The organism is Streptococcus infantis (assembly GCF_047464155.1).
GTDB classification, from domain to species: Bacteria; Bacillota; Bacilli; order Lactobacillales; family Streptococcaceae; genus Streptococcus; species Streptococcus infantis_U.
The window spans coordinates 178,364-197,194 of the sequence record NZ_JASHCL010000002.1; the positions used below are offsets into that span (position 1 = coordinate 178,364).

General features: G+C 39.0%; 20 protein-coding genes. 4 read left to right on the plus strand and 16 right to left on the minus strand.

Translation table 11 applies throughout. From position 1 onward, the window contains the following. Positions 1-145: 145 nt before the first annotated feature. The 4 genes from QM810_RS05150 to QM810_RS05165 are packed head-to-tail and all read right to left on the minus strand — an operon-like array spanning position 146 to position 2,023. Positions 146-892, minus strand: a complete 747-nt coding sequence (locus QM810_RS05150) for an ATP-binding protein (RefSeq protein ID WP_414254070.1) — start codon at positions 890-892, stop codon at positions 146-148. Beyond that, positions 873-1,379: a hypothetical protein gene (locus QM810_RS05155; RefSeq protein ID WP_414254071.1), complete on the minus strand. Its 507-nt coding sequence runs from the start codon at positions 1,377-1,379 to the stop codon at positions 873-875. Before QM810_RS05155 ends, QM810_RS05150 begins: the two co-directional genes overlap by 20 nt. Next, complete coding sequence (locus QM810_RS05160) at positions 1,379-1,678, minus strand: hypothetical protein (RefSeq protein ID WP_414254072.1); 300 nt, start codon at positions 1,676-1,678, stop codon at positions 1,379-1,381. Before QM810_RS05160 ends, QM810_RS05155 begins: the two co-directional genes overlap by 1 nt. A gap of 48 nt (positions 1,679-1,726) precedes the next feature. Beyond that, positions 1,727-2,023 (minus strand): hypothetical protein, encoded by a 297-nt coding sequence (locus QM810_RS05165; RefSeq protein ID WP_261040804.1) that lies wholly within the window; start codon positions 2,021-2,023, stop codon positions 1,727-1,729. Positions 2,024-2,434: 411 nt separating this feature from the next. Here QM810_RS05165 and QM810_RS05170 point away from each other — a divergent pair, with 411 nt between their 5' ends. After that, positions 2,435-3,202 carry a hypothetical protein gene (locus QM810_RS05170; RefSeq protein ID WP_414254073.1) on the plus strand — a complete coding sequence of 256 codons (768 nt, stop codon included), beginning with the start codon at positions 2,435-2,437 and terminating at the stop codon, positions 3,200-3,202. 33 nt (positions 3,203-3,235) lie between these two features. Here the strand turns inward: QM810_RS05170 and QM810_RS05175 are convergent, their stop codons facing one another. Next, positions 3,236-3,571 (minus strand): helix-turn-helix domain-containing protein, encoded by a 336-nt coding sequence (locus QM810_RS05175; RefSeq protein WP_047206714.1) that lies wholly within the window; start codon positions 3,569-3,571, stop codon positions 3,236-3,238. Between the two features lie 151 nt (positions 3,572-3,722). On the opposite strand from QM810_RS05175, the gene QM810_RS05180 reads away from it, so the two are divergent. Beyond that, the gene (locus QM810_RS05180; protein WP_414254074.1) at positions 3,723-6,434 is read left to right on the plus strand and encodes an SEC10/PgrA surface exclusion domain-containing protein; all 2,712 of its coding nucleotides are present in this window, start codon (positions 3,723-3,725) and stop codon (positions 6,432-6,434) included. A 279-nt stretch (positions 6,435-6,713) separates the two neighbouring features. On the opposite strand, the gene rpmG is transcribed toward QM810_RS05180, so the two are convergent. Together rpmG and rpmF are read right to left on the minus strand one after the other, a co-directional pair. Beyond that, the gene (gene rpmG, locus QM810_RS05185; protein ID WP_001265622.1) at positions 6,714-6,863 is read right to left on the minus strand and encodes a 50S ribosomal protein L33; all 150 of its coding nucleotides are present in this window, start codon (positions 6,861-6,863) and stop codon (positions 6,714-6,716) included. 15 nt (positions 6,864-6,878) lie between these two features. After that, complete coding sequence (rpmF, locus tag QM810_RS05190; RefSeq protein ID WP_000290417.1) at positions 6,879-7,061, minus strand: 50S ribosomal protein L32; 183 nt, start codon at positions 7,059-7,061, stop codon at positions 6,879-6,881. 217 nt (positions 7,062-7,278) lie between these two features. On the opposite strand from rpmF, the gene ilvD reads away from it, so the two are divergent. Beyond that, positions 7,279-8,982, plus strand: coding sequence for a dihydroxy-acid dehydratase (gene ilvD / locus QM810_RS05195; protein WP_414254075.1), 1,704 nt, complete (start codon positions 7,279-7,281; stop codon positions 8,980-8,982). Between the two features lie 60 nt (positions 8,983-9,042). Here ilvD and QM810_RS05200 read toward each other — a convergent pair whose 3' ends face one another. The 3 genes from QM810_RS05200 to tgt form a co-directional block, all read right to left on the minus strand. Next, positions 9,043-9,384 carry a metal-sulfur cluster assembly factor gene (locus QM810_RS05200; protein WP_254730067.1) on the minus strand — a complete coding sequence of 114 codons (342 nt, stop codon included), beginning with the start codon at positions 9,382-9,384 and terminating at the stop codon, positions 9,043-9,045. A 117-nt stretch (positions 9,385-9,501) separates the two neighbouring features. After that, on the minus strand, positions 9,502-11,319 hold the full coding sequence (locus tag QM810_RS05205) for an acyltransferase family protein (protein ID WP_414254076.1): 1,818 nt from the start codon (positions 11,317-11,319) through the stop codon (positions 9,502-9,504). 134 nt (positions 11,320-11,453) lie between these two features. Beyond that, positions 11,454-12,596, minus strand: coding sequence for a tRNA guanosine(34) transglycosylase Tgt (gene tgt, locus QM810_RS05210; RefSeq protein WP_016466286.1), 1,143 nt, complete (start codon positions 12,594-12,596; stop codon positions 11,454-11,456). Between the two features lie 116 nt (positions 12,597-12,712). Between tgt and QM810_RS05215 the strand changes: the two genes are divergently transcribed. Continuing rightward, positions 12,713-13,570: a DUF975 family protein gene (locus tag QM810_RS05215; RefSeq protein ID WP_414254077.1), complete on the plus strand. Its 858-nt coding sequence runs from the start codon at positions 12,713-12,715 to the stop codon at positions 13,568-13,570. Positions 13,571-13,617: 47 nt separating this feature from the next. Here QM810_RS05215 and QM810_RS05220 read toward each other — a convergent pair whose 3' ends face one another. The 6 genes from QM810_RS05220 to QM810_RS05245 all read right to left on the minus strand — a co-directional run bounded on the left by QM810_RS05220 (position 13,618) and on the right by QM810_RS05245 (position 18,812). Further along, positions 13,618-13,980 carry a DUF1304 domain-containing protein gene (locus tag QM810_RS05220; protein ID WP_414254078.1) on the minus strand — a complete coding sequence of 121 codons (363 nt, stop codon included), beginning with the start codon at positions 13,978-13,980 and terminating at the stop codon, positions 13,618-13,620. A gap of 10 nt (positions 13,981-13,990) precedes the next feature. After that, positions 13,991-14,416, minus strand: a complete 426-nt coding sequence (locus QM810_RS05225) for a MarR family winged helix-turn-helix transcriptional regulator (protein ID WP_414254079.1) — start codon at positions 14,414-14,416, stop codon at positions 13,991-13,993. 159 nt (positions 14,417-14,575) lie between these two features. Beyond that, on the minus strand, positions 14,576-15,439 hold the full coding sequence (locus tag QM810_RS05230; protein ID WP_414254080.1) for a DUF2262 domain-containing protein: 864 nt from the start codon (positions 15,437-15,439) through the stop codon (positions 14,576-14,578). 150 nt (positions 15,440-15,589) lie between these two features. Further along, a complete protein-coding gene (locus tag QM810_RS05235) occupies positions 15,590-16,738 on the minus strand; it encodes a LysM peptidoglycan-binding domain-containing protein (RefSeq protein WP_414254081.1) in 1,149 nt (382 codons plus the stop codon). A 175-nt stretch (positions 16,739-16,913) separates the two neighbouring features. Then, on the minus strand, positions 16,914-17,528 hold the full coding sequence (locus tag QM810_RS05240) for an HAD family hydrolase (RefSeq protein ID WP_414254082.1): 615 nt from the start codon (positions 17,526-17,528) through the stop codon (positions 16,914-16,916). A gap of 3 nt (positions 17,529-17,531) precedes the next feature. Further along, entirely contained in the window at positions 17,532-18,812 is a 1,281-nt protein-coding gene (locus QM810_RS05245) for an MATE family efflux transporter (protein WP_414254083.1), read from the minus strand. Positions 18,813-18,831 lie beyond the last annotated feature (19 nt).

Genomic DNA, 18,831 nt, shown 5'->3' on the forward strand with positions numbered 1-18,831 from the left:
AACAGCATTTTAAGGGAATTGAGCATTTTACCCTAAAGTGGAATTTACAAAGCTTTAGAACAAGGCCAAATGGAACGGGGGTCTTTACATGTCCCCCGTATAACAGCCAGCTAAAGCTGGCGAGGCTGTAAGACCATCTGATTCTCTAGAGTGAATCAGGGTCAACAGCCTCAGCAACATTAGCAGACTTTCCTAATATATCAAGAACTCGTCCCTTCAGTAAATTTATATCAGGTACTTGTTTAACCTTAATTTTAATAACATTAGAACCATCATCAAAACGCTGAAGATAGCCAAATCTTTTGGGTAAATTTTTTTGTAGCTCTTGTCCTTCCTTTAGTTCAAAAAGTCCCTTCGTTACTGATGACCTCAGTGAACCCAATGCAATGACTAAAGAAAATTGATTCCGAGCAGACCCCTCCCCTAGTGCAGAAGCAAGCAGATCTTGTGAAACGGCTAATAATTTGACATTAAAGGCCCTCCCAGTATAAAGAATAACTCTAATTTTCTCCTGATATTCTTTCTTAGACTTTCCTGCTAATTCAAATAATGAAGTTAATTCTTCTACTACAAGATAGTAGGGAGTTTTTTCTCTTCCTCTATTCTTTTTTCTTAACTCAATCTCATTAAAAGCTACATCTATAGCTAAAATAGCTCTGTCACCTAAATACACATTGGGTAAATGTTCTGCAAATAAATAATCAGACTGCTTCATCTCAGAGATAATAAATTCACTTGCAGGATTTTGATTGTATAGATAATTGATGATAGCGAACACAGCCGTAGATTTTCCAACACCACTACTCCCCAGCAACAAAAGATGGATGAAATCTATATCTGGCGTTCCGCCCCCAGCTTTTAGAAATGGATTTTTAGAGCTCAATGATTTCATCAAGGTCAAATTCCTCCTGAATTTTAGGTTCTGTTGCTCTAGCATTCTGATTAAAGGTAGCGTCCTCAATAGTTTCTAATTTTAAGAAAATAAACCACCCTCCGTTTACTAACTCAACTTGACTGTAATCAATAGTATAAGAAACTTCGTGGTTTGCAATAATTCCTTTTGCTATATTCTCAATCTCACGCTGTTGTTCTGATGAAATATTGGAACCGAGTTGAATTATTAGATATTCACCACTATCAGAAAGTTTAACTTGCTCTTTAACCTTTAAATGTTCTAGCGTAGGTAACAGAGAATAAATATTCTGTTGGATACTACCTATCTTAGACCACTCTCTAGGAAGAGAATATTTATTGTTTAAGTAGTTAAAGAAAAGTTGGTTTAGGAATATTTTATCAAATTGATATATTCCCCAAATGACAAGAGCCATAATCCCTAACAATAGGATAAATAGTAGTGAAATGGAGTACAGAATAATCATTAATTTTCCTCCTTGCTTTCAGGATCCCTCATTCGATAATTAAAATCTACGTAAGAATCATGAATATCATAAGAAAATTCAAGTATTTCCTTGATATGTTTATAAACCTGATTAACTACAAAGTCTGCTATATCTATGGAAAAATCCTCGGTTACCCAGAATCTGATACGACCGCTGTAGAAATTACCCCTAGGAAGATTTATAGGGTGATTATCGAAAAGGATAGGTTTTTTACTTCTATCAAGGTATGATGATAAATTTAAATCAATCGTTTCATGTAAACTATTTAAAATAAACATAAATTAAACCTCCAATAAATGAGAGGGAGGAAGACCTCCCCTAATAATTTAAACAAGCTCAATAAAAGCAGACTTAGCTTTTACTGATAGCGCAGCACGATTTCCACTGTTATAAGCATTGATAGAAACACCCTCAAGAACAATTTCTACTTTTTCGTCAAATAAAGTTGTAAAATCAGATACATTAACCATATCAACCTTGATATTTGTTTGATTGAATCTGCCGTCTGGAGTTCGTACACCGATGGTTAATTGAGTTTGACCAGTGCTAAGACCAGAAGAAAAATCTTTTACTTCTGATGCACCGATTAAACGACCTTGCATTGTTGTTTGTGTAGCTTCCATAGGCTACCTCTTTTCTAACCGTTTTATTAAATACATCAAAAAATTCACGGCTTTTCAAATTTATTGAAGATATGTATTGTGTGATAGCTACCTCACATCTTAATTCTCCCATAAAAACTGACAAGATTTTACCTAAATTCACTTAAAATATACGTAATAATTTTTCTTGGTTTTTTTGAGATTTTTTTGTTTGTTCAAACCATTGTTTAAAGCTTGCTACATAGCACTTTCAGTGGAATATAATTTATTATCTATCGAGATTATTTGGTTCAAAAAAAAAATAAATTTTTGTAAGATTTTTATTGAAAGCGTTTTACCCTAAATTTTTATAAAACCCATTAATATCTTGACGTTTCAAACGTATTAATGCTAAACTGATACATAAACTTTTTTGTGTAAAGGATGTTTACTATGGAAGAAAAAAAAGAAGAACGCATGCTTGTTGCAGTTACAGTTAATTTGATGCACAATATGGAAGAATTTAAAGAGTTCAAAAAAGAACAAGGGATTAGTGGAGATTATGAAGCTAAAATTGCTTATTTAAGAGAAAATTTTCACATGAGCGACCAGACAGCAGAAAATTTGTTGTCTGGTAAGGTAGTTTCTAAAAATAATTATTTAGCTATTTTTCCTTCCTTTGACAAAGATAATATAAACGAAAAATCTACTGCATTAGAAAGATTTGCAGAGACTATTGTAGATGCAATAGGGAAGGAAGATGAAGATATTATTACAGAAGTATCTAATATAATTACTAATAAATTAGAAAAACTTGATTTAAAAAATAAGGCAAAAGCTGTATTATCAGATGATAAACGAGCGGAATCATTAAAAAACTCCATAATATCAAGCTTAAAAAGTGTAGAGTTCCCAAATAAGAAAACTAAAATTAATGACTACGCTCTAATTGTATGGATTGATCACTTTTATAAGAGTATCTCTGAACAAGATAATCTATTTGAAATTACTAGCAAATTAGATACTATCTCGAAAGCTATTGAATATCTTCCTCTTGTTGAAAAGATATTTGAATCTGAAGAAAACATCGAAATATTTTCTCAAGTAGCTAATCGTCTTGACACATTTAGGATTGCTGATGAGTACGAGGATTGGGATAATATAGAGAGCTTTATCAAAGACGTACGAGAGCGAAATGGATTTGATAACTACTTGAAATAGAATATAAAAAAGCCAAGTTCAAAAACACTTGGCTTAATTTATTTGTTTTAATATATCTCGGAGAGCTTTTATAGTAGGTTCTCTTTTTTCTGTTGGTAGGTTTCTAATATCTTCAATGAGTTGTGAAAATTCTCCGCTTTGATTTTGATTTTCAATATTAAAAAAAGTATTCATATCAACTTCAAGCGCTTGTATGATTTTTTCAATAGTCTCAAGCTTAACGTTTAACTGTTTATTCTCTAATCTATAGATATAGTTGAATCCCAGATCAGCCTTTTCTGCTAGATATTCTTGTGTCATTCCGCTTTTCAGTCTTAGAAGTCTGATTTGTTTTGCAACAAATTCTCTTAAATTTATTTTTTCAGTCATGATAGTACCTCATAACTATCATACAAGTTTATCTCATTGAATAAATCGTTATCAAAAGACTGAAATTTTTGCAATGATAATGTTTAAAAGACTGTAAAATGTGGTATAATATTATTCATAAAACAGTCTTTTAAGACATAAAGGAGTTTACATGCTAGAATCAAGCACAACAGGTCACGGAACCATCAAGAAATTGCGTACTGGTGCAGTTATTTCAACGCTTGCAATCTCGGCTCTAGGGGTATCTACTAGTGTATCTGCTAGTGAGACTGAGGTAGCCGTTAATGAGCCAGCAACTAGGGTAGTTGCTAAGGACGAGGTTGTTCCTAAAGTTCCTACTCAAGCTGATGTTGACAAGGCTAAGGCTGAATCGGATAAGGCTAGTCAGGATGTAGCTAAGCAAAAAGAAGTTGTTGCATCTACTGAAGCAAACATCGCCACTGCTGAAAAGACTATCGCTGACACTACTAAGAAAGTAGAAGAAGCTAAGTCTGTTACACCTGAAAAGGTAGCTGAGGCTAAGGCAGACGCTGACAAGAAAGCCAACGAGCTTGCTAATGCTGAGAAGACTGTAGCTGATGCTGATAAGTCTGTTTCGGCTACTGCTGAAAAGGTTGCTGACAAAACTAAGGTAGTATCTAATGCTGAAAAAACTGCCACTGCTACGGCTAATAAGGTAGCTAATGCTCAGAAGAAAGTAGATTCTCTTTCAACTACTACTGATACTCATGAACTTGAAAAGAATGAGTACACCCTTTCTACAAAAGTTGCTGTTGATGAGAGAGCAGTAGAAAAGGCTCAGAAGAAACTTGACGAAGGCAAAAAAGCTATCGCAGACAAAGAACAGGCTATGAAAGACACTCAGAAGAAAGTAGATTCTGCAGAATCTAAGCTCTCTCAAGCTACCACAGCCCTTGCCAATGCTAAAGCTAACCAAACTGCAAAAGAAGATGCAGTTAATAAAGCTAAATCAGCTCTTGACGTAGCCAAACAGGGTATTACTGAAACTACTACAACTTCTGAAACAATGTACGATGTTCCTAAAGCAACCTATGCTCCAGCTCTTTCACAGGGGTATATCGACGCAATCAAGGCTCTTGCCAACGGTACAGGTACTACAGATGCAGTAGATACTGCAGTATATGAAGTTCCTTACACTGACCCTAAATCTGGTGAATCTGCTGACTCATTGAGTGACTTTAATTCAACGGGTACTCGTTCTGAAAAAGGTAAAGCTATTGCTTATGGTGCAGAAGACACAGATGACACTGAAATTGTTGACTTCCAACACCTAACAAAAGACCAACAAGTTAAGTTGTCTATTTATGCAGCCTCAATTATCAATGAGTTGCGTTCTAAAGTAGGTACTAAACCTGTTACAGTAGGTGATACTTCTCTCCAATTGGCTGAAGCCTTTAACAACAACGCTAACGGTTACACTACAGGTACTGGTGGTGAGTACAATCCTTTGAATACTCAAGACCTTACATTGAATGACAAACTGAACATGGCTAAAGAGTCAACTAATGTAACTGGATCTGCCCTAGCAATCCGTACATCAAGTATTCCTCATTTCCTTGACTTGAATGAGAACCTTACAACTATGGCTCGCATTAAGCAAGTCTTGTACACTGGAATTGTAAACACCTTGATGGGTGGTGAGTCTAACACTGGTAGTTCAGACCGTTTCAGTGGCGCACTTTCTCTTCTTGGTTTGAAAGATGAAGATAAAACAAACCTTGGAGTAGGTTTAGGTGCTATGGTCAGCCAACTTAACAAGGGGTATGAAGCATCATTCACTTTGTCAACTCCTCAATCAACTACTGCAACTACTAAGAAGGTAGACGAAAAAGCAGTTAAAGATGCTGAAACAAACTACATCAACGCTAGCAAAGAGCTTGAAGACGCAAAAAATGAAGTATATCTTGCTAAGACTAAATACAATGACGCTGATTACGAACTATTTTCTGCTCGTAACCACCTATCTGACATCAGAATGAACAAGGTTGACATTCCAGCTCTTGAAAAGGCTCTTGCTGAAGCTAAAGATACGCTAGCACAGGACTCTAAAGCTTGGCAAACTGCTAAAGAGGTACTTGCTCTAGCTAAATCAAACGCTACTGACAAAGCTAAGGCTCTTGCTGAAGCTAAAACAGCTCTTGCTAACGCTAAAGCTGAACAATCAGATGCAGACAAGACTCTTGCCACTGCTAAGGGTGAATTGGAAGTCCTTACTAAGGCTCATGATGTAGCAGTCTTGGCTCGTAAGTCAGCTAGTCAAGACCTTGCTCGTAAACGTGAAGCATCTAAAGATGCTAGCGATACTTATGAAGTCCTTGCTCTTTCCCTTACTGAGCGTGATAAAGTTCTTAAGGCTTTGGAAACAGAGCTTACTGGTGTCAAATCTAAGCTTGGTGTACTCAGTGCTGAGTTGAAAACTGCTAAGGACGAGTTGGCTCGCCTAGAGGGTATCGCTGAAGCTAAGGCTCGTGGGTATGAGAACTTTAAGCAACTCAAAGCCGACCATGACGCATACCTTGCTGAACAACAACGCTTGCAAGCCTTAAAAGATAAAGAAGATGCAATCCGTAAAGCAGGCGGAGAGGTAAAACCTGTCCTTGACGCAACTGGTAAAGTTGTTGATGTTGTGGATGCTAAGGCTAAGGATAAAGCAGTAGTTGCGACAGTAGGAACTAAAGACGATAAAACATATCAAGCTCCTGCACAAGCTACAAATGCAAAAGCAGAACCTAAGAAACAACTTCCAAATACAGGAACTACGGGGTCGATGCTAGGATTATTAGGCTTGGGGTTACTAGCAGGTTTAGGATTAGGGTATACCAAAAAGAACTTAAGAAAGTAAAAATAAAAAATCTTCTTACTTATTGTAGGAAGATTTTTTTGGATTCCTAAAATTTATTGAAAAGACTGCGCTATTCCAACAATTTTTAGGAATGAAAAAAGTCCTAGAAAATTCTTAGGACTTTACATTCTTCGATTGTTGACTTTCTTTTTTATTTCAAAAAAGGTTGCCAAAAAGGTTGCCATAGAACTGATTTCAAATGATTTGTAATGAAATTCAATATTTTAAAAATCGCATGAAATCAATGTTTTTCAGTATGTACTGAAATGTACTGAAACCTTATTTAACTTCTGTAAACACAACGTGTTTGCGAAGTTTTGGTGAGTATTTTTTCAATTGAAGACGGTCTGGAGTGTTACGTTTGTTTTTAGAAGTAAGGTACAAGCGTTCACCAGATTCTTTGTGTTCAAGTGTAATATTTACGCGCATGGTATCTCCCTTCTATTATTCAGCTGATGCAGCTTTAGCGATCTTACGTCCTTTGTAGTATCCTTTAAGTGATACGCGGTGAGAACGTGAGTAATCTCCAGTAGTTTCGTCAAAGTTTACAGATGGAGCTGTTACTTTGTAGTGCGTACGACGTTTGTTTTTCTTCGCTTTTGATGTGCGACGTGCAGGTACTGCCATTTCGTTTTTCTCCTTTTAAGATATAATTCAGTTAGGTTTGATTTTCATCAACTTTAATAGTATATCAAAACTTTTTTGTAAAGTAAAGTTACTTGACAAAAAAAGTTGTATTTTTTTATCGTACACTGTTGAATTGTCTGAAAATTTAAAAATTTTCTTCTGTTATTCATATGAAAATTGTGCTATAATGGAACAAACTGAAATGGGAGGGACTTGAATGACAGAATTAGATAAACGTCACCGAAGCAGCATTTATGACAGTATGGTAAAATCACCAAACCGTGCTATGATGCGTGCGACTGGTATGACAGATAAAGACTTTGAAACACCGATTGTAGGGGTCATTTCAACCTGGGCAGAAAACACACCGTGTAATATTCACTTGCATGACTTTGGTAAGCTTGCAAAAGAAGGTGTCAAATCTGCTGGTGCTTGGCCGGTTCAATTTGGAACCATTACGGTAGCTGATGGGATTGCTATGGGAACGCCTGGTATGCGCTTCTCTTTGACATCTCGTGATATTATTGCGGACTCTATCGAGGCTGCTATGGGTGGTCACAACGTAGATGCCTTTGTAGCTATCGGTGGCTGTGATAAGAACATGCCTGGTTCTATGATTGCCATTGCCAATATGAATATCCCAGCTATTTTCGCCTACGGTGGTACTATCGCCCCTGGAAAACTAGATGGCAAAGACATCGACTTGGTTTCTGTATTTGAAGGAATCGGAAAATGGAACCACGGTGATATGACGGCTGAAGACGTCAAACGCCTCGAGTGTAACGCCTGCCCTGGCCCTGGTGGTTGCGGTGGTATGTATACTGCTAACACCATGGCTACTGCTATCGAAGTTTTGGGTATGAGCTTGCCTGGCTCTTCTTCTCACCCAGCTGAATCTGCTGATAAGAAAGAAGATATCGAAGCAGCTGGACGCGCCGTTGTCAAAATGCTTGAACTCGGTATCAAACCGTCTGATATCTTGACTCGTGAAGCCTTTGAAGATGCTATTACTGTTACTATGGCTCTCGGTGGTTCTACTAACGCCACTCTTCACTTGCTCGCCATTGCCCATGCGGCTAATGTTGACTTGTCACTTGAGGACTTCAATACCATCCAAGAGCGTGTGCCTCACTTGGCCGACCTGAAACCTTCTGGTCAGTATGTCTTCCAAGACCTCTACGAAGTCGGTGGTGTGCCTGCGGTTATGAAGTACTTGTTGGCAAATGGATTCCTTCACGGAGACCGTATCACATGTACTGGTAAGACTGTCGCTGAAAACTTAGCTAACTTTGCAGATCTTACTCCAGGTCAAAAAGTCATCATGCCACTTGAAAATCCTAAACGTGCGGACGGTCCGCTTATCATCTTGAACGGGAATCTTGCCCCTGACGGTGCAGTTGCCAAGGTGTCAGGTGTTAAGGTTCGTCGTCACGTTGGTCCAGCTAAGGTCTTTGACTCTGAAGAAGATGCTATCCAAGCTGTCTTGTCAGATGAAATCGTTGATGGCGACGTAGTCGTTGTTCGTTTCGTTGGACCTAAGGGTGGTCCTGGTATGCCTGAGATGCTCTCACTTTCATCAATGATTGTTGGTAAAGGCCAAGGAGACAAGGTTGCCCTCTTGACAGACGGACGCTTCTCTGGTGGTACTTATGGATTGGTTGTTGGACATATCGCTCCTGAAGCTCAGGATGGCGGACCAATTGCTTACCTTCGTACAGGAGATATCGTCACTGTCGATCAAGATACAAAAGAAATTTCCATGGCCGTTTCCGAAGAAGAGCTCGAGAAACGTAAGGCAGAAACAACCTTGCCACCACTCTATAGCCGTGGTGTCCTTGGTAAGTATGCCCATACCGTATCTTCTGCATCTCGTGGAGCCGTTACAGATTTCTGGAATATGGAACAATCTGGTAAAAAATAAGCAAATTAAAAGCAAGTCACTGTAGACTTGCTTTTTTTGTGTTTTTCAAAATAGGAACAACTATCGTGGAGGAAGTCCTAGAGCTATACGCCCATAACGACTAATACGTGTGATCTTCCAGGCAGGAGACCAGGTCACCTCAACCTTGACATCCTCAATCCCATCAATTTGTTTTAAACCTGCCACAATCTCAATCGGCAGACTTTCTGCACAGTCACAAGCAGTATCGGTGAAGGTCATGACAATCGTACAAAGTCCAGCCTCATCTAAATGAATCTCATAAATCAATCCAAGATTGTATACATCTAGTTCTACATCTGTATCATATACTTTTTCGAGTACTTCAATGATTTGGTCTTCCAAGGTTAGAGCGCGGTCATTAATCTTGATGTCTTCTCTCATTGCATTCCCTCCATTTTTTGACTGCTCTTATTTTCTCATAATTCTGACAATTTGGCAAGTTTTTCTCAATCCTGTTTAAAGCAAAAAAGTAGAGATTCTATCTCTACTTTTTATTGATTATTTTGATTTGACAGGTTTGTCTGCCAGAGCTTTAACGGCATTATTAATAGTTTCTGCATAAAGTTTAGCGCCTTCATCCTGCTTAGTGGTATCACTACCGAAGTGAACTCGGTCTGTCCCTTTCCAAATATCTGGATGATCTTTGGCTACTTGGTTCCAATCTGCAAGTGCAATATATGGATACTTTTGTGCCAATTCACGCGCATAGCTTGCATACTGTTCTACGTAAGGTTGCGTTTCCTGCGTTGTATCACCCTCGTATGGAGTTACAAGGACAAGCTGATGTCCCTTAGGTAGATTTGTTATCAGTAGATCCAAATCAGCCTTATAATCTTCAGGATTATTAACACCAGTCGCGATGACTACAATTTTAGGCAAGGCTTTATTCTGACTGTAATTCAGCATCAATGCATTTGCTTGTTTGGTATTTCGACTGACTTGACCATCAATCTGAGCATCTGGTAAGATTTCTTTCAGTCCATCTGAAGCACGCAAGGTGACAGAATCTCCGATGATGGATACACCGTCAGCTATATTGTAACGACTTGCTTCTGCTTGATCGGCCATAGTTTTTGTTCGAGTAATATTAGTTTGGGCTTGATTGAGACCAGTAACCATCAAATCCGTTTCAAAAGCACCTACTTGTGGAGCTATCAGTATCACGACCAAGGTAATCAAACTAAGAACTCCAACACTACCAGCAAAGATTGGCTTGATGTGAGGAATTTCTTCTGCCATTCGCAAGAGTTTGCTGGACTTCCCTGCAATCAAAGGTTCAATCACATAGAAAGAAAGGGTTGCGAAAAGATAAGTGAAGATAATCGTTAGAATCACTGCTAGTATATTTCCCACCAATTGAGAGAAAATAATATAAAACGGCCAGTGGAAAAGATAGACGGCATAGCTAGTGTCTGCTAAAAAACCGATAATCTTTGGTTCTTCGATTGTCGGAGTTTTCTCATGCAAAAGTCGTGCTGCAACAATCATCAGAAGTGTAGCTAAACTTGCTAACAAGAAGCCAAGTAAATAGGCAAAGAGATAAGTGAATTTCACAAAGAAAGTCAATAAGAGCAAGACTCCTAGACCAGACCCAAAGACTAGCAAAGTCTGCTTCAAATCCAAGCTTCTATTCAAACGTTTAAGAAGTGGCGTTGCATGACGAACCCCAATTACGGTAGCAAGCACACTACCTAAGAAGAACGGAAATACATGAGTCAAAGTTGAGAAGTAGAGTGTTGAGTAGGAACTAACGATAAAGCTACCAATAAACATAGAAAGGAAGCTAATCATAAAGGTTGCTGAGGAAAGCAGGAAAATCATTCCTCGTAGTTGTCCACTTGTTTTTGCTCGTTTGGACAAGAACCAGACTGCTAAGCCCCACAAGATATAGTAATGAACTTCAACAGCTAAGCTCCAGTTGTGAACAAAGAGGTGAGGGATAAACTGAGATTCATAACTTCCTCCTGTCAACATTTCATAGAAGTTAGTCATAAATCCAAGAACGCCGGCAATTTGACCACCGATTCCTGCCACATAATCCTGACGAACCAAGAACGTGAAAGGCATAACGACGAGGACCATCAAAACAACCGGCGGAAAAATTCGATAGAAGCGTCGTCTAAAAAATCCTAGGACATCAATCTTACCTTTTTGTCCAAATTCTTCTAATAATAGTGAAGTAATTAAAAAACCTGAAAATGTGAAGAAGACGTCAACCCCAAAGAAACCTCCTGGGAAAAGCGTCTGAAAGAAATGGTACAAGAGTACCAAAAGCAAACCTGTAATCCTAATTAAGGAAAACCATTTAATACGCATACGAGTTTATTCTCCATTCATTAGATTGGCAAAAAAGCCATCTAATTTTCAATCCATAATACCTTTATTCTATCAAAAAAAACAGAAAAATCCTAAGATAAAACTTAGGATTTTTAGCTGACATTAAGTTAAATTTAGAAATTACGTCCAGACTTGTTATAGCCATATTTTTCAACAAAATGCTCACGGAATTCCAAAAGATTATCATCCATGATAGCCTGACGAACCTGTTTCATGAGATTAAGCAAGAAATAGAGATTATGGTAACTTGTCAAGCGAATACCAAAGGTTTCATCTGCCTTAAGCAAGTGACGAAGATAGGCACGGGTGTAGTTCTTACATGTGTAGCAATCACACTCTGGATCAAGTGGTGTGAAGTCCTCAGCAAACTGGGCATTCTTGACAACCAAACGTCCTTGGCTAGTCATACAAGTACCATTACGAGCGATACGAGTCGGTAAGACACAGTCAAACATATCAACACCACGAATAACACCATCAATCAAGCTATCTGGCGCTCCTACTCCCATCAAGTAACGAGGTTTATTTTCAGGAAGCAGTTGGGTCGTAAAGTCCAAAACTGCATTCATCTCCTCATGGGTTTCTCCAACGGCTAGTCCACCAATAGAGTAGCCTGGGAAGTCCATGCTGACAAGGTCTTGAGCTGACTGACGACGAAGGTCTTCAAATCCTGCCCCTTGTACAATCCCAAATAAACCTTGGTCATGTGGACGACGGTGAGCTTTCAAGCCACGTTCAGCCCAACGACTGGTACGTTCGATTGATTTTTTTACATAATCATAGGGTTGATAAAATTGAGGGCACTCATCAAAGGACATCATGATGTCTGAACCTAAATTATTTTGGATAGAGATGGCCTTTTCTGGTGACAAGAACATCTTAGAACCATTGAGGTGATTCTTGAAGGTAACACCTTCTTCTGTAATATTACGGCTATCTGCTAGAGAATACACTTGGAAACCACCACTATCTGTTAAGATTGGTTGATCCCAGTTCATGAACTTATGCAGCCCCCCAGCACGGGCAATGAGTTCGTCACCTGGTCGAAGCCACAAGTGATAAGTGTTGGACAGGATTATTCCCGACCCCATCTCTTTCAATTCTTCAGGAGACTGAGTCTTAACTGTTGCTTGAGTCCCTACTGGCATAAACATGGGTGTCGGGAAGGTACCATGTGGTGTGATAATCTCACCCAAACGAGCTCCTGTATGTTTTTCTTTCTTAATCAATCGATATTTGATTGGTGAATCTGACATTTTTTACCTCCGAAGCTGGGAAAGACAGTCCCAGTTCTTACTTTGTGCCCAAGGGCATACTGTATGATTCTATCAAAAAAAACAGGAACTGTCACGAACTATGGTATAATGAAAGAATGAAGTACCCAAAAATTAATTTAAAAGAAGTTCGCCAGCAGGCTAGACAATTTCAAGCTGAACACCCACGTCTGCTGCTTGTCTTTTTATTGCCAAGTATTCTCTTGATTCTATCGAGCTTCATCAGACCTTTATCCCTTCTCGACGAGGGCATTCTTGAACAGTCCTTCTTGAGTTTTCTAGGGATCACAATCCAATCTGCTCTCTTTCCGATTGCCGTTGGATTTACAAGCTCCATTATCCTAGCTGGTGCTCTCTTTACTACCATTAATCTTTACAGAATTTCTGATATAGAGCTTTCCTTTAAAGATAGCCTGTCCTTGCTTGACAACCGCTTCTTTACCCAGACATTTCTAACTCTATTGCTCAAGCGTTTCTATCTCTTTTTATGGAGCATTCCTAATCTTTTTGGAGTTTACTTGCTTTTTTATAGCAGTGCAATGGCTCGTAAATTTGTGGAACTTCATCCCGAGTTTCCATCTGTCGACGTGACCAATCCAGATATCGAACACTTCCTGCTTACTTTCGCACTCTACTTCTTTGGTAGTGTCCTTGTAATGATTTTGGGAACCATTCTCTATCTTCCACAATACTATGCCTATTCCCAAGTTGAACTACTTTTATGTGACACCCTTGCAATCGGAATTGCCAAACCGAGCCGCGTGCTACATACCAGCCGCTTTCTCATGAAAGGCTATAAATTCCAACGCTTTGTCCTTGATTTACAGCTACTTCCTTGGTATATCCTTATCTGGATTAGCTTTGGAATCGCAAGTATCTCTATCTTCCCTTATATCTATAGTAGCCAAATCTTCTTCTATCAAAGGCTACTGGAAATCAAACGCAGAAAAGTTTAACAGCAGTTATTAAAAACCAGCACCTTCATAGAAAGTGCTGGTTGTTTTTATTTTAATAAGAGGATACTCAAAAGAGTTATGATCGCTGGACCACCTTGCTTTAGAATGATTTTTTTATCTGCTGTCAAAGCACCATAAGTCGCTGCTCCTATGACAAATAAAACAAAGATTGTTACGATTTCTAAGCTATGCGAGAAATAAATCCCATAGATAAGAAACACCCCAATCAAAGCATTATAAATACCTTGATTTTTAAACAGTGAGGTGACAGAAGGTCGAGTCAACTCTTCCTTTTCCATATTAAAGACTTGGCTGGTTGCATCTGATTGGGTTGCGATACTCTCCAAATAAAAAATATAAAAATGTTCCAAGGCAACAAGTGTTGCTAAAATAGTAGTAATGAGTGACATCGTTTTCTCCTTAAAATTCTATTTTTTCTAGACCTGATACTAGTTTTGTCAGTAAGGTTGTCAGTTCTTTCTGCTCACCAGGCGATAAGATGCTCTCCATCTGTTCCTTCACATTCAAATGATATTTAGGCGGATTGACCAAGAGTTGATTCTTGGCTTCTTGGGTTAATTCAACTAGGACTTCTCGCTGATTGATTGGATTACGCTTACGACTGACATAACCCTCTGACTCTAAAACCTTAAAATGGCGGGTCAAGGCTGCCTGGTCAATCTGTAACTTTTCTTGAACGGCAGTTTGGTTACAGGGTGACTTTTGCAATAAAAACTGCAGAATTTGATAGCGGGTCAAACTAATTCCCAATTGTTTCTCAAAAAGTTGAGTAATCGTCTGATCTACCAAATGGAGCTGGTACAGTAATTCATTGATTTCTGACATTTCTATTCCTTTGTTAAAATTTGATTTGTCAACTATTGACTTATCAAGTATAATACAAGCAGGTTAAAAAACGCAACTATTTTGCTCACTCCGAAAAAATAGCCTCTTGGTTTCAATCCCAAAAGGCTATGTTTTTTATATTCTAAATAAAATCTAGCACTAACCTACCAAATCTGCTCGAAGGATTTCTCCCTCTTTATCAATGACGACTTCAATGGCATGGCCTGCAAAAATTTCCTCGCTATCATCATAGTAGAGAGTCAATTCCCCGTCTTCGTTGATCGATAGTTCACTCAAGGAAAGTGAGTTGGTAAAATACTCTTCTGTTAACTCCACATCATTTTCATCTGAATCTATCCAGTCTTGAGCTGTTTCCCACAGTTCTTTGACAATATAGTCTTTAATCCGAGTATCTTGAACTTGGAAAGTTCCCATAAATTTCTTTAAATCATCAAAAGAACTTGGAGGGAGACTTTCATCTGCACTCGCAGCAAAGAAAGCATGAATCTTACCACCCTCGTAAGTGATAAATCCTTCAAACCAAGAATAAGCTCTGTTTAAGGTGAATTCGCCAATATCGTCTTGAATGATGACCGGTTTTTGATAGGTTTCAATCAAGGTCTCTAACCTAGAGTCTGAGGATTGGTCATCTAGGTATTCCAGCAAATGGTAGCAGTTGTTAGCAACTTCTGACATATAAGGCTCTAACTCCATGAAGGGACGTTTTTGACATTTGATACGGTGAACTTTGTAGGGCTCAAAGCTAAAACCCCAATGCTTTTCTTCAAATTCTTCCTTAGTCAGGAGCCATTCCAAACGTCCTTCAAGTTCAGAGAATTCCTGGGTTGCGACATTGACACTAGCTTTAAAATTTACTGACAGTACCTTGCATCCATCTTTTAAGGAGATTGCTCCACTTACATTTTGGAAGGTAAAAATCAAGAGCTCAACAATTTCTCCGCAAAATTCCTGTTCAAAATCATCTCTTGTTTTCTCAAATGGAGTTTTTAATCGGTTTGTCATCTTTATCATCCTTTCTCTCTGATTTTAATGCCCTAGTATTATTTTGTATCCGCTTACATTTTATCATGTTTTAGATTTTATTTCACTTATAAATACTATTTTTACAAAAAAGAAGTGGAAACTGAATCAGTTCCCAACTTCTCATTATTCTTAGTTCATAGATACGTGAACGTGGTCATAGTGGTTTTCTGTGACGCTACCACGATCTGGCATTGGATTCCAAGTGTAGGCTGGTCCGTATTTGCTATCGTACGGTGCGTAGAAACGTTGTTTCCAGATGATGTAGCTAATGCCACGGCTAGCCATATTTTGGATGGCGTAATCTGCAATTTGATCACCGAGTGCTGAACTTACTGGAACCATGAAGTCAATAGCAAGACCTTTTCCGTGGTCTCCGCTATCTCCTGGACGATAGCCACTAAATGATGTGATTCCGAACAAGTTTGCTACTTCTTCTTTAAAGGCAGCTGTTTGTGGTTGAAGACCTGCATTTTCTGATTTTGAAGCTGCAATACTTGCATAATCAGGTGCCGCTGGTGCTGCATAAGTTGTTGATGCTCCTTGGCTTGGTTCAGCTTGGTAAGTTTCTGGTGCTGACTGTGCTTCTGTTGTTGCTTCAGTAGTGGCTTGTGTTGTTGTTTCAGTAGTTGTAGTCGTTGTTTCTTCCACTACAGGCGCTGCTGTTACAGCTTCAGTTGTTGCTTCTGTTGTTGGCTCAGCTGTCGTTGTAGTTGTTTCCTCAGTGGCAGGTGCTTCTGTTACTGCCTCTGTTATTGCTTCTGAAGATACTGTTGTTTCTGCTACAGCTTCAGTTGTAGCTTCAGTAGTGACTTCGGTTGTTTCTGTTGTTTCTGTTACAACTTCTGTTTCTTCAACTGGTTGTGTCAAATCTTCGACTTGAACAGTTTGCTCATCTACCGTTACTTGATTCGTTGTTAAATCTGCTGTTGCACTTGCTACATCAGAACCTACTTCTTGAGGTGTATAAACCTCAACCTCTGTTACTTCTTCATTTTCGTTAACAATTGTAGTCAGTACAGTTTCTGGGAAAATCAAATCAATATTCGTGATTTTGTTCAAGTTTGCAAGGACATTTAAGTCAATTCCCAAAGCCTCTGCGATTGTGCTTAGGGTATCTCCATACTTAATGGTATAACTTGTTTTATTTTCGCTTTTAGCAACATCGTTTTGAATTTGCTCAACACTACGTGGTGACCATACAATTTCCTCTGCTTGAGTTGCCAAGGTAGGGGCAAGTGATAGAGCTACTGTTGATGCTAAAATAATTCGTTTCTTCATACTATTCAAACTCCTTTTCAAATGTAGTACCTTTCTATCATAACACAAAGGAAAAAGAAAAAAAGCCCTTTGGGGGCTATTTAACAGAACTGTACATTCGTTGTAACAAATCAAATTACTTGAAATAGTTTGTTAGTTTCTTGTCATCAAGCTGACACATTCTTCCTAAAAAACTCTAGAAAGAAAGCGAGCTAATATCTTCTAAATGCTCTATCTGTTGATTACAAGCTGCGGGAGAGGCAAGGAAATTGATACTCTGGATGCCACTGTTTTGAGCAAAATCGATATCCAAAGTTCTATCTCCTATATAATAGGTCTGTTCTGGATCCAAGTGGTATTTATCGATGAGGTAGGTAGCTGCTTCTGGACTTGGTTTACGAGCAAAACCGCTCTGGCTTGTCAAAATTTCTGTAAAATAAGAATCCAATCCTAGATCACGTAAAATGGTAAAGGCATTGTCTCCTTTATGAGTATAGACAAATTGCTGAATTCCTTGCTGATCTGCCCAAGCTAGAACCTCACGTGCACCTGGCATCAAGACGACTTGGGCATTTTTTTCAGCCAAGCTCTGAGCACGAACTTGATTGAGGAGCCCTACATCTAGTCCTCGCTCTTTTGCCACTTGCTCCAATAAATCCTGGACAGAATATTTCAAGATAAAAGCTCGAACTTTTTCCTTGTCAAAAGAAATGGAAAACTGTGCATAGGTCTCCTCAATCCCTGACAAAATAGCTTCATAGGAGTTCAATAAGGTCCCGTCTAAATCCCAAATAAAAGCCGTTTCTTGCATTTTTTATCCTTTCAATGTCATATAAGATTTGTAACGATAGCGTAGGAAAATCCAACGGAAACCATTATCCAAAAGCGTTCCTGCCCAGATACCAGGCAAACCCCATCCAAGAACAATTCCCATCAGGTATCCAGTCCCAATTCGGATGCACCACATTCCAATACTTGTCGCATAAAAGGGAAGTCGGGCATTTCCCAAACCTTGCCAGACAGCTGTATAAATGACCGTTCCCGTTGTCATAGGAGTCCCTAAAAGTGAAAAAAGAGTCACTAAAACACTGGCTTTGATAGCCACAGGATCGCTGGTGTAGAGATAGCTTAGTGGTGTCCCGAGAGCATAGATACTAAGTGTTAAAGGCAACATAAGAAAGAAAGACAACCAAAAAGTTTGTTTACTTAGTCTGTCCACCCTTGCCCAATCATTCTCCCCTACTGCTCGAGCCACCTGCATGACTGTTGCTGTCGCAACACCGAAGGCAGGTATATAGTTGAACTGAGTCAAAACTTCACCGATAGCATTTCCCGCGACTGCCTCCGTCCCAAAGGAAACAACCAAGGCAATTATGACTACATCACCAGCCCTCATCATGAGACGTTCTCCTGCTGCAGGTAGAGCCAAGGTCAGCAGGTCTTTATCCAGCCCAAAGGTCGGTCTCATATATGGAAGTTTTAATTGTGACCACAAAATTACAACCCCGACCAAACGAGACAAAATAGTCCCCCAAGCTACACCAGCTATCCCCATATCAAGGATAAAAATGGCGACACTTGAAAAAACAATATTTAAAGCATTGGATAAAAAACTAACATAAAGCGGAAGTCGAGGATTGTGGGTAGCGCGAATCAAGGCTCCTAGACTAGTCATCAAGCCCAGGAGAACGATTGTCCCACCAACTAAAGATAGGTATAAGCCACCACTTTCAGCCACAGCCTGTTCAGTACCCAAAAGACCAATCATCTCTTGACCTGCAAAGATGGATAAGCCACCTAAAATTAAACTCAATAGCAAGGTTATCTTGAGAGCTTCTGTCACATGGTAGGCTAGTCTAGACTGATCTTTCTGTCCCAAACTTTTTGATATAACGCTAGAAATTGCTGCTCCCAAGGCAATAAAAATAGCCTGATAAATGGTGATTATGTTTCCAGCTACAGACACACCCGAAATGGCTATCAAACCTAGATGGGCCACTAGATAACTATCCACCATCCCCATAAGCATCTGCAAGAAATTTTCACCCATGGCTGGCAGGGCTATGTTGAGAATATCTTTATATTTCTTAAACAATCCTTCCTCCTGATGAAAA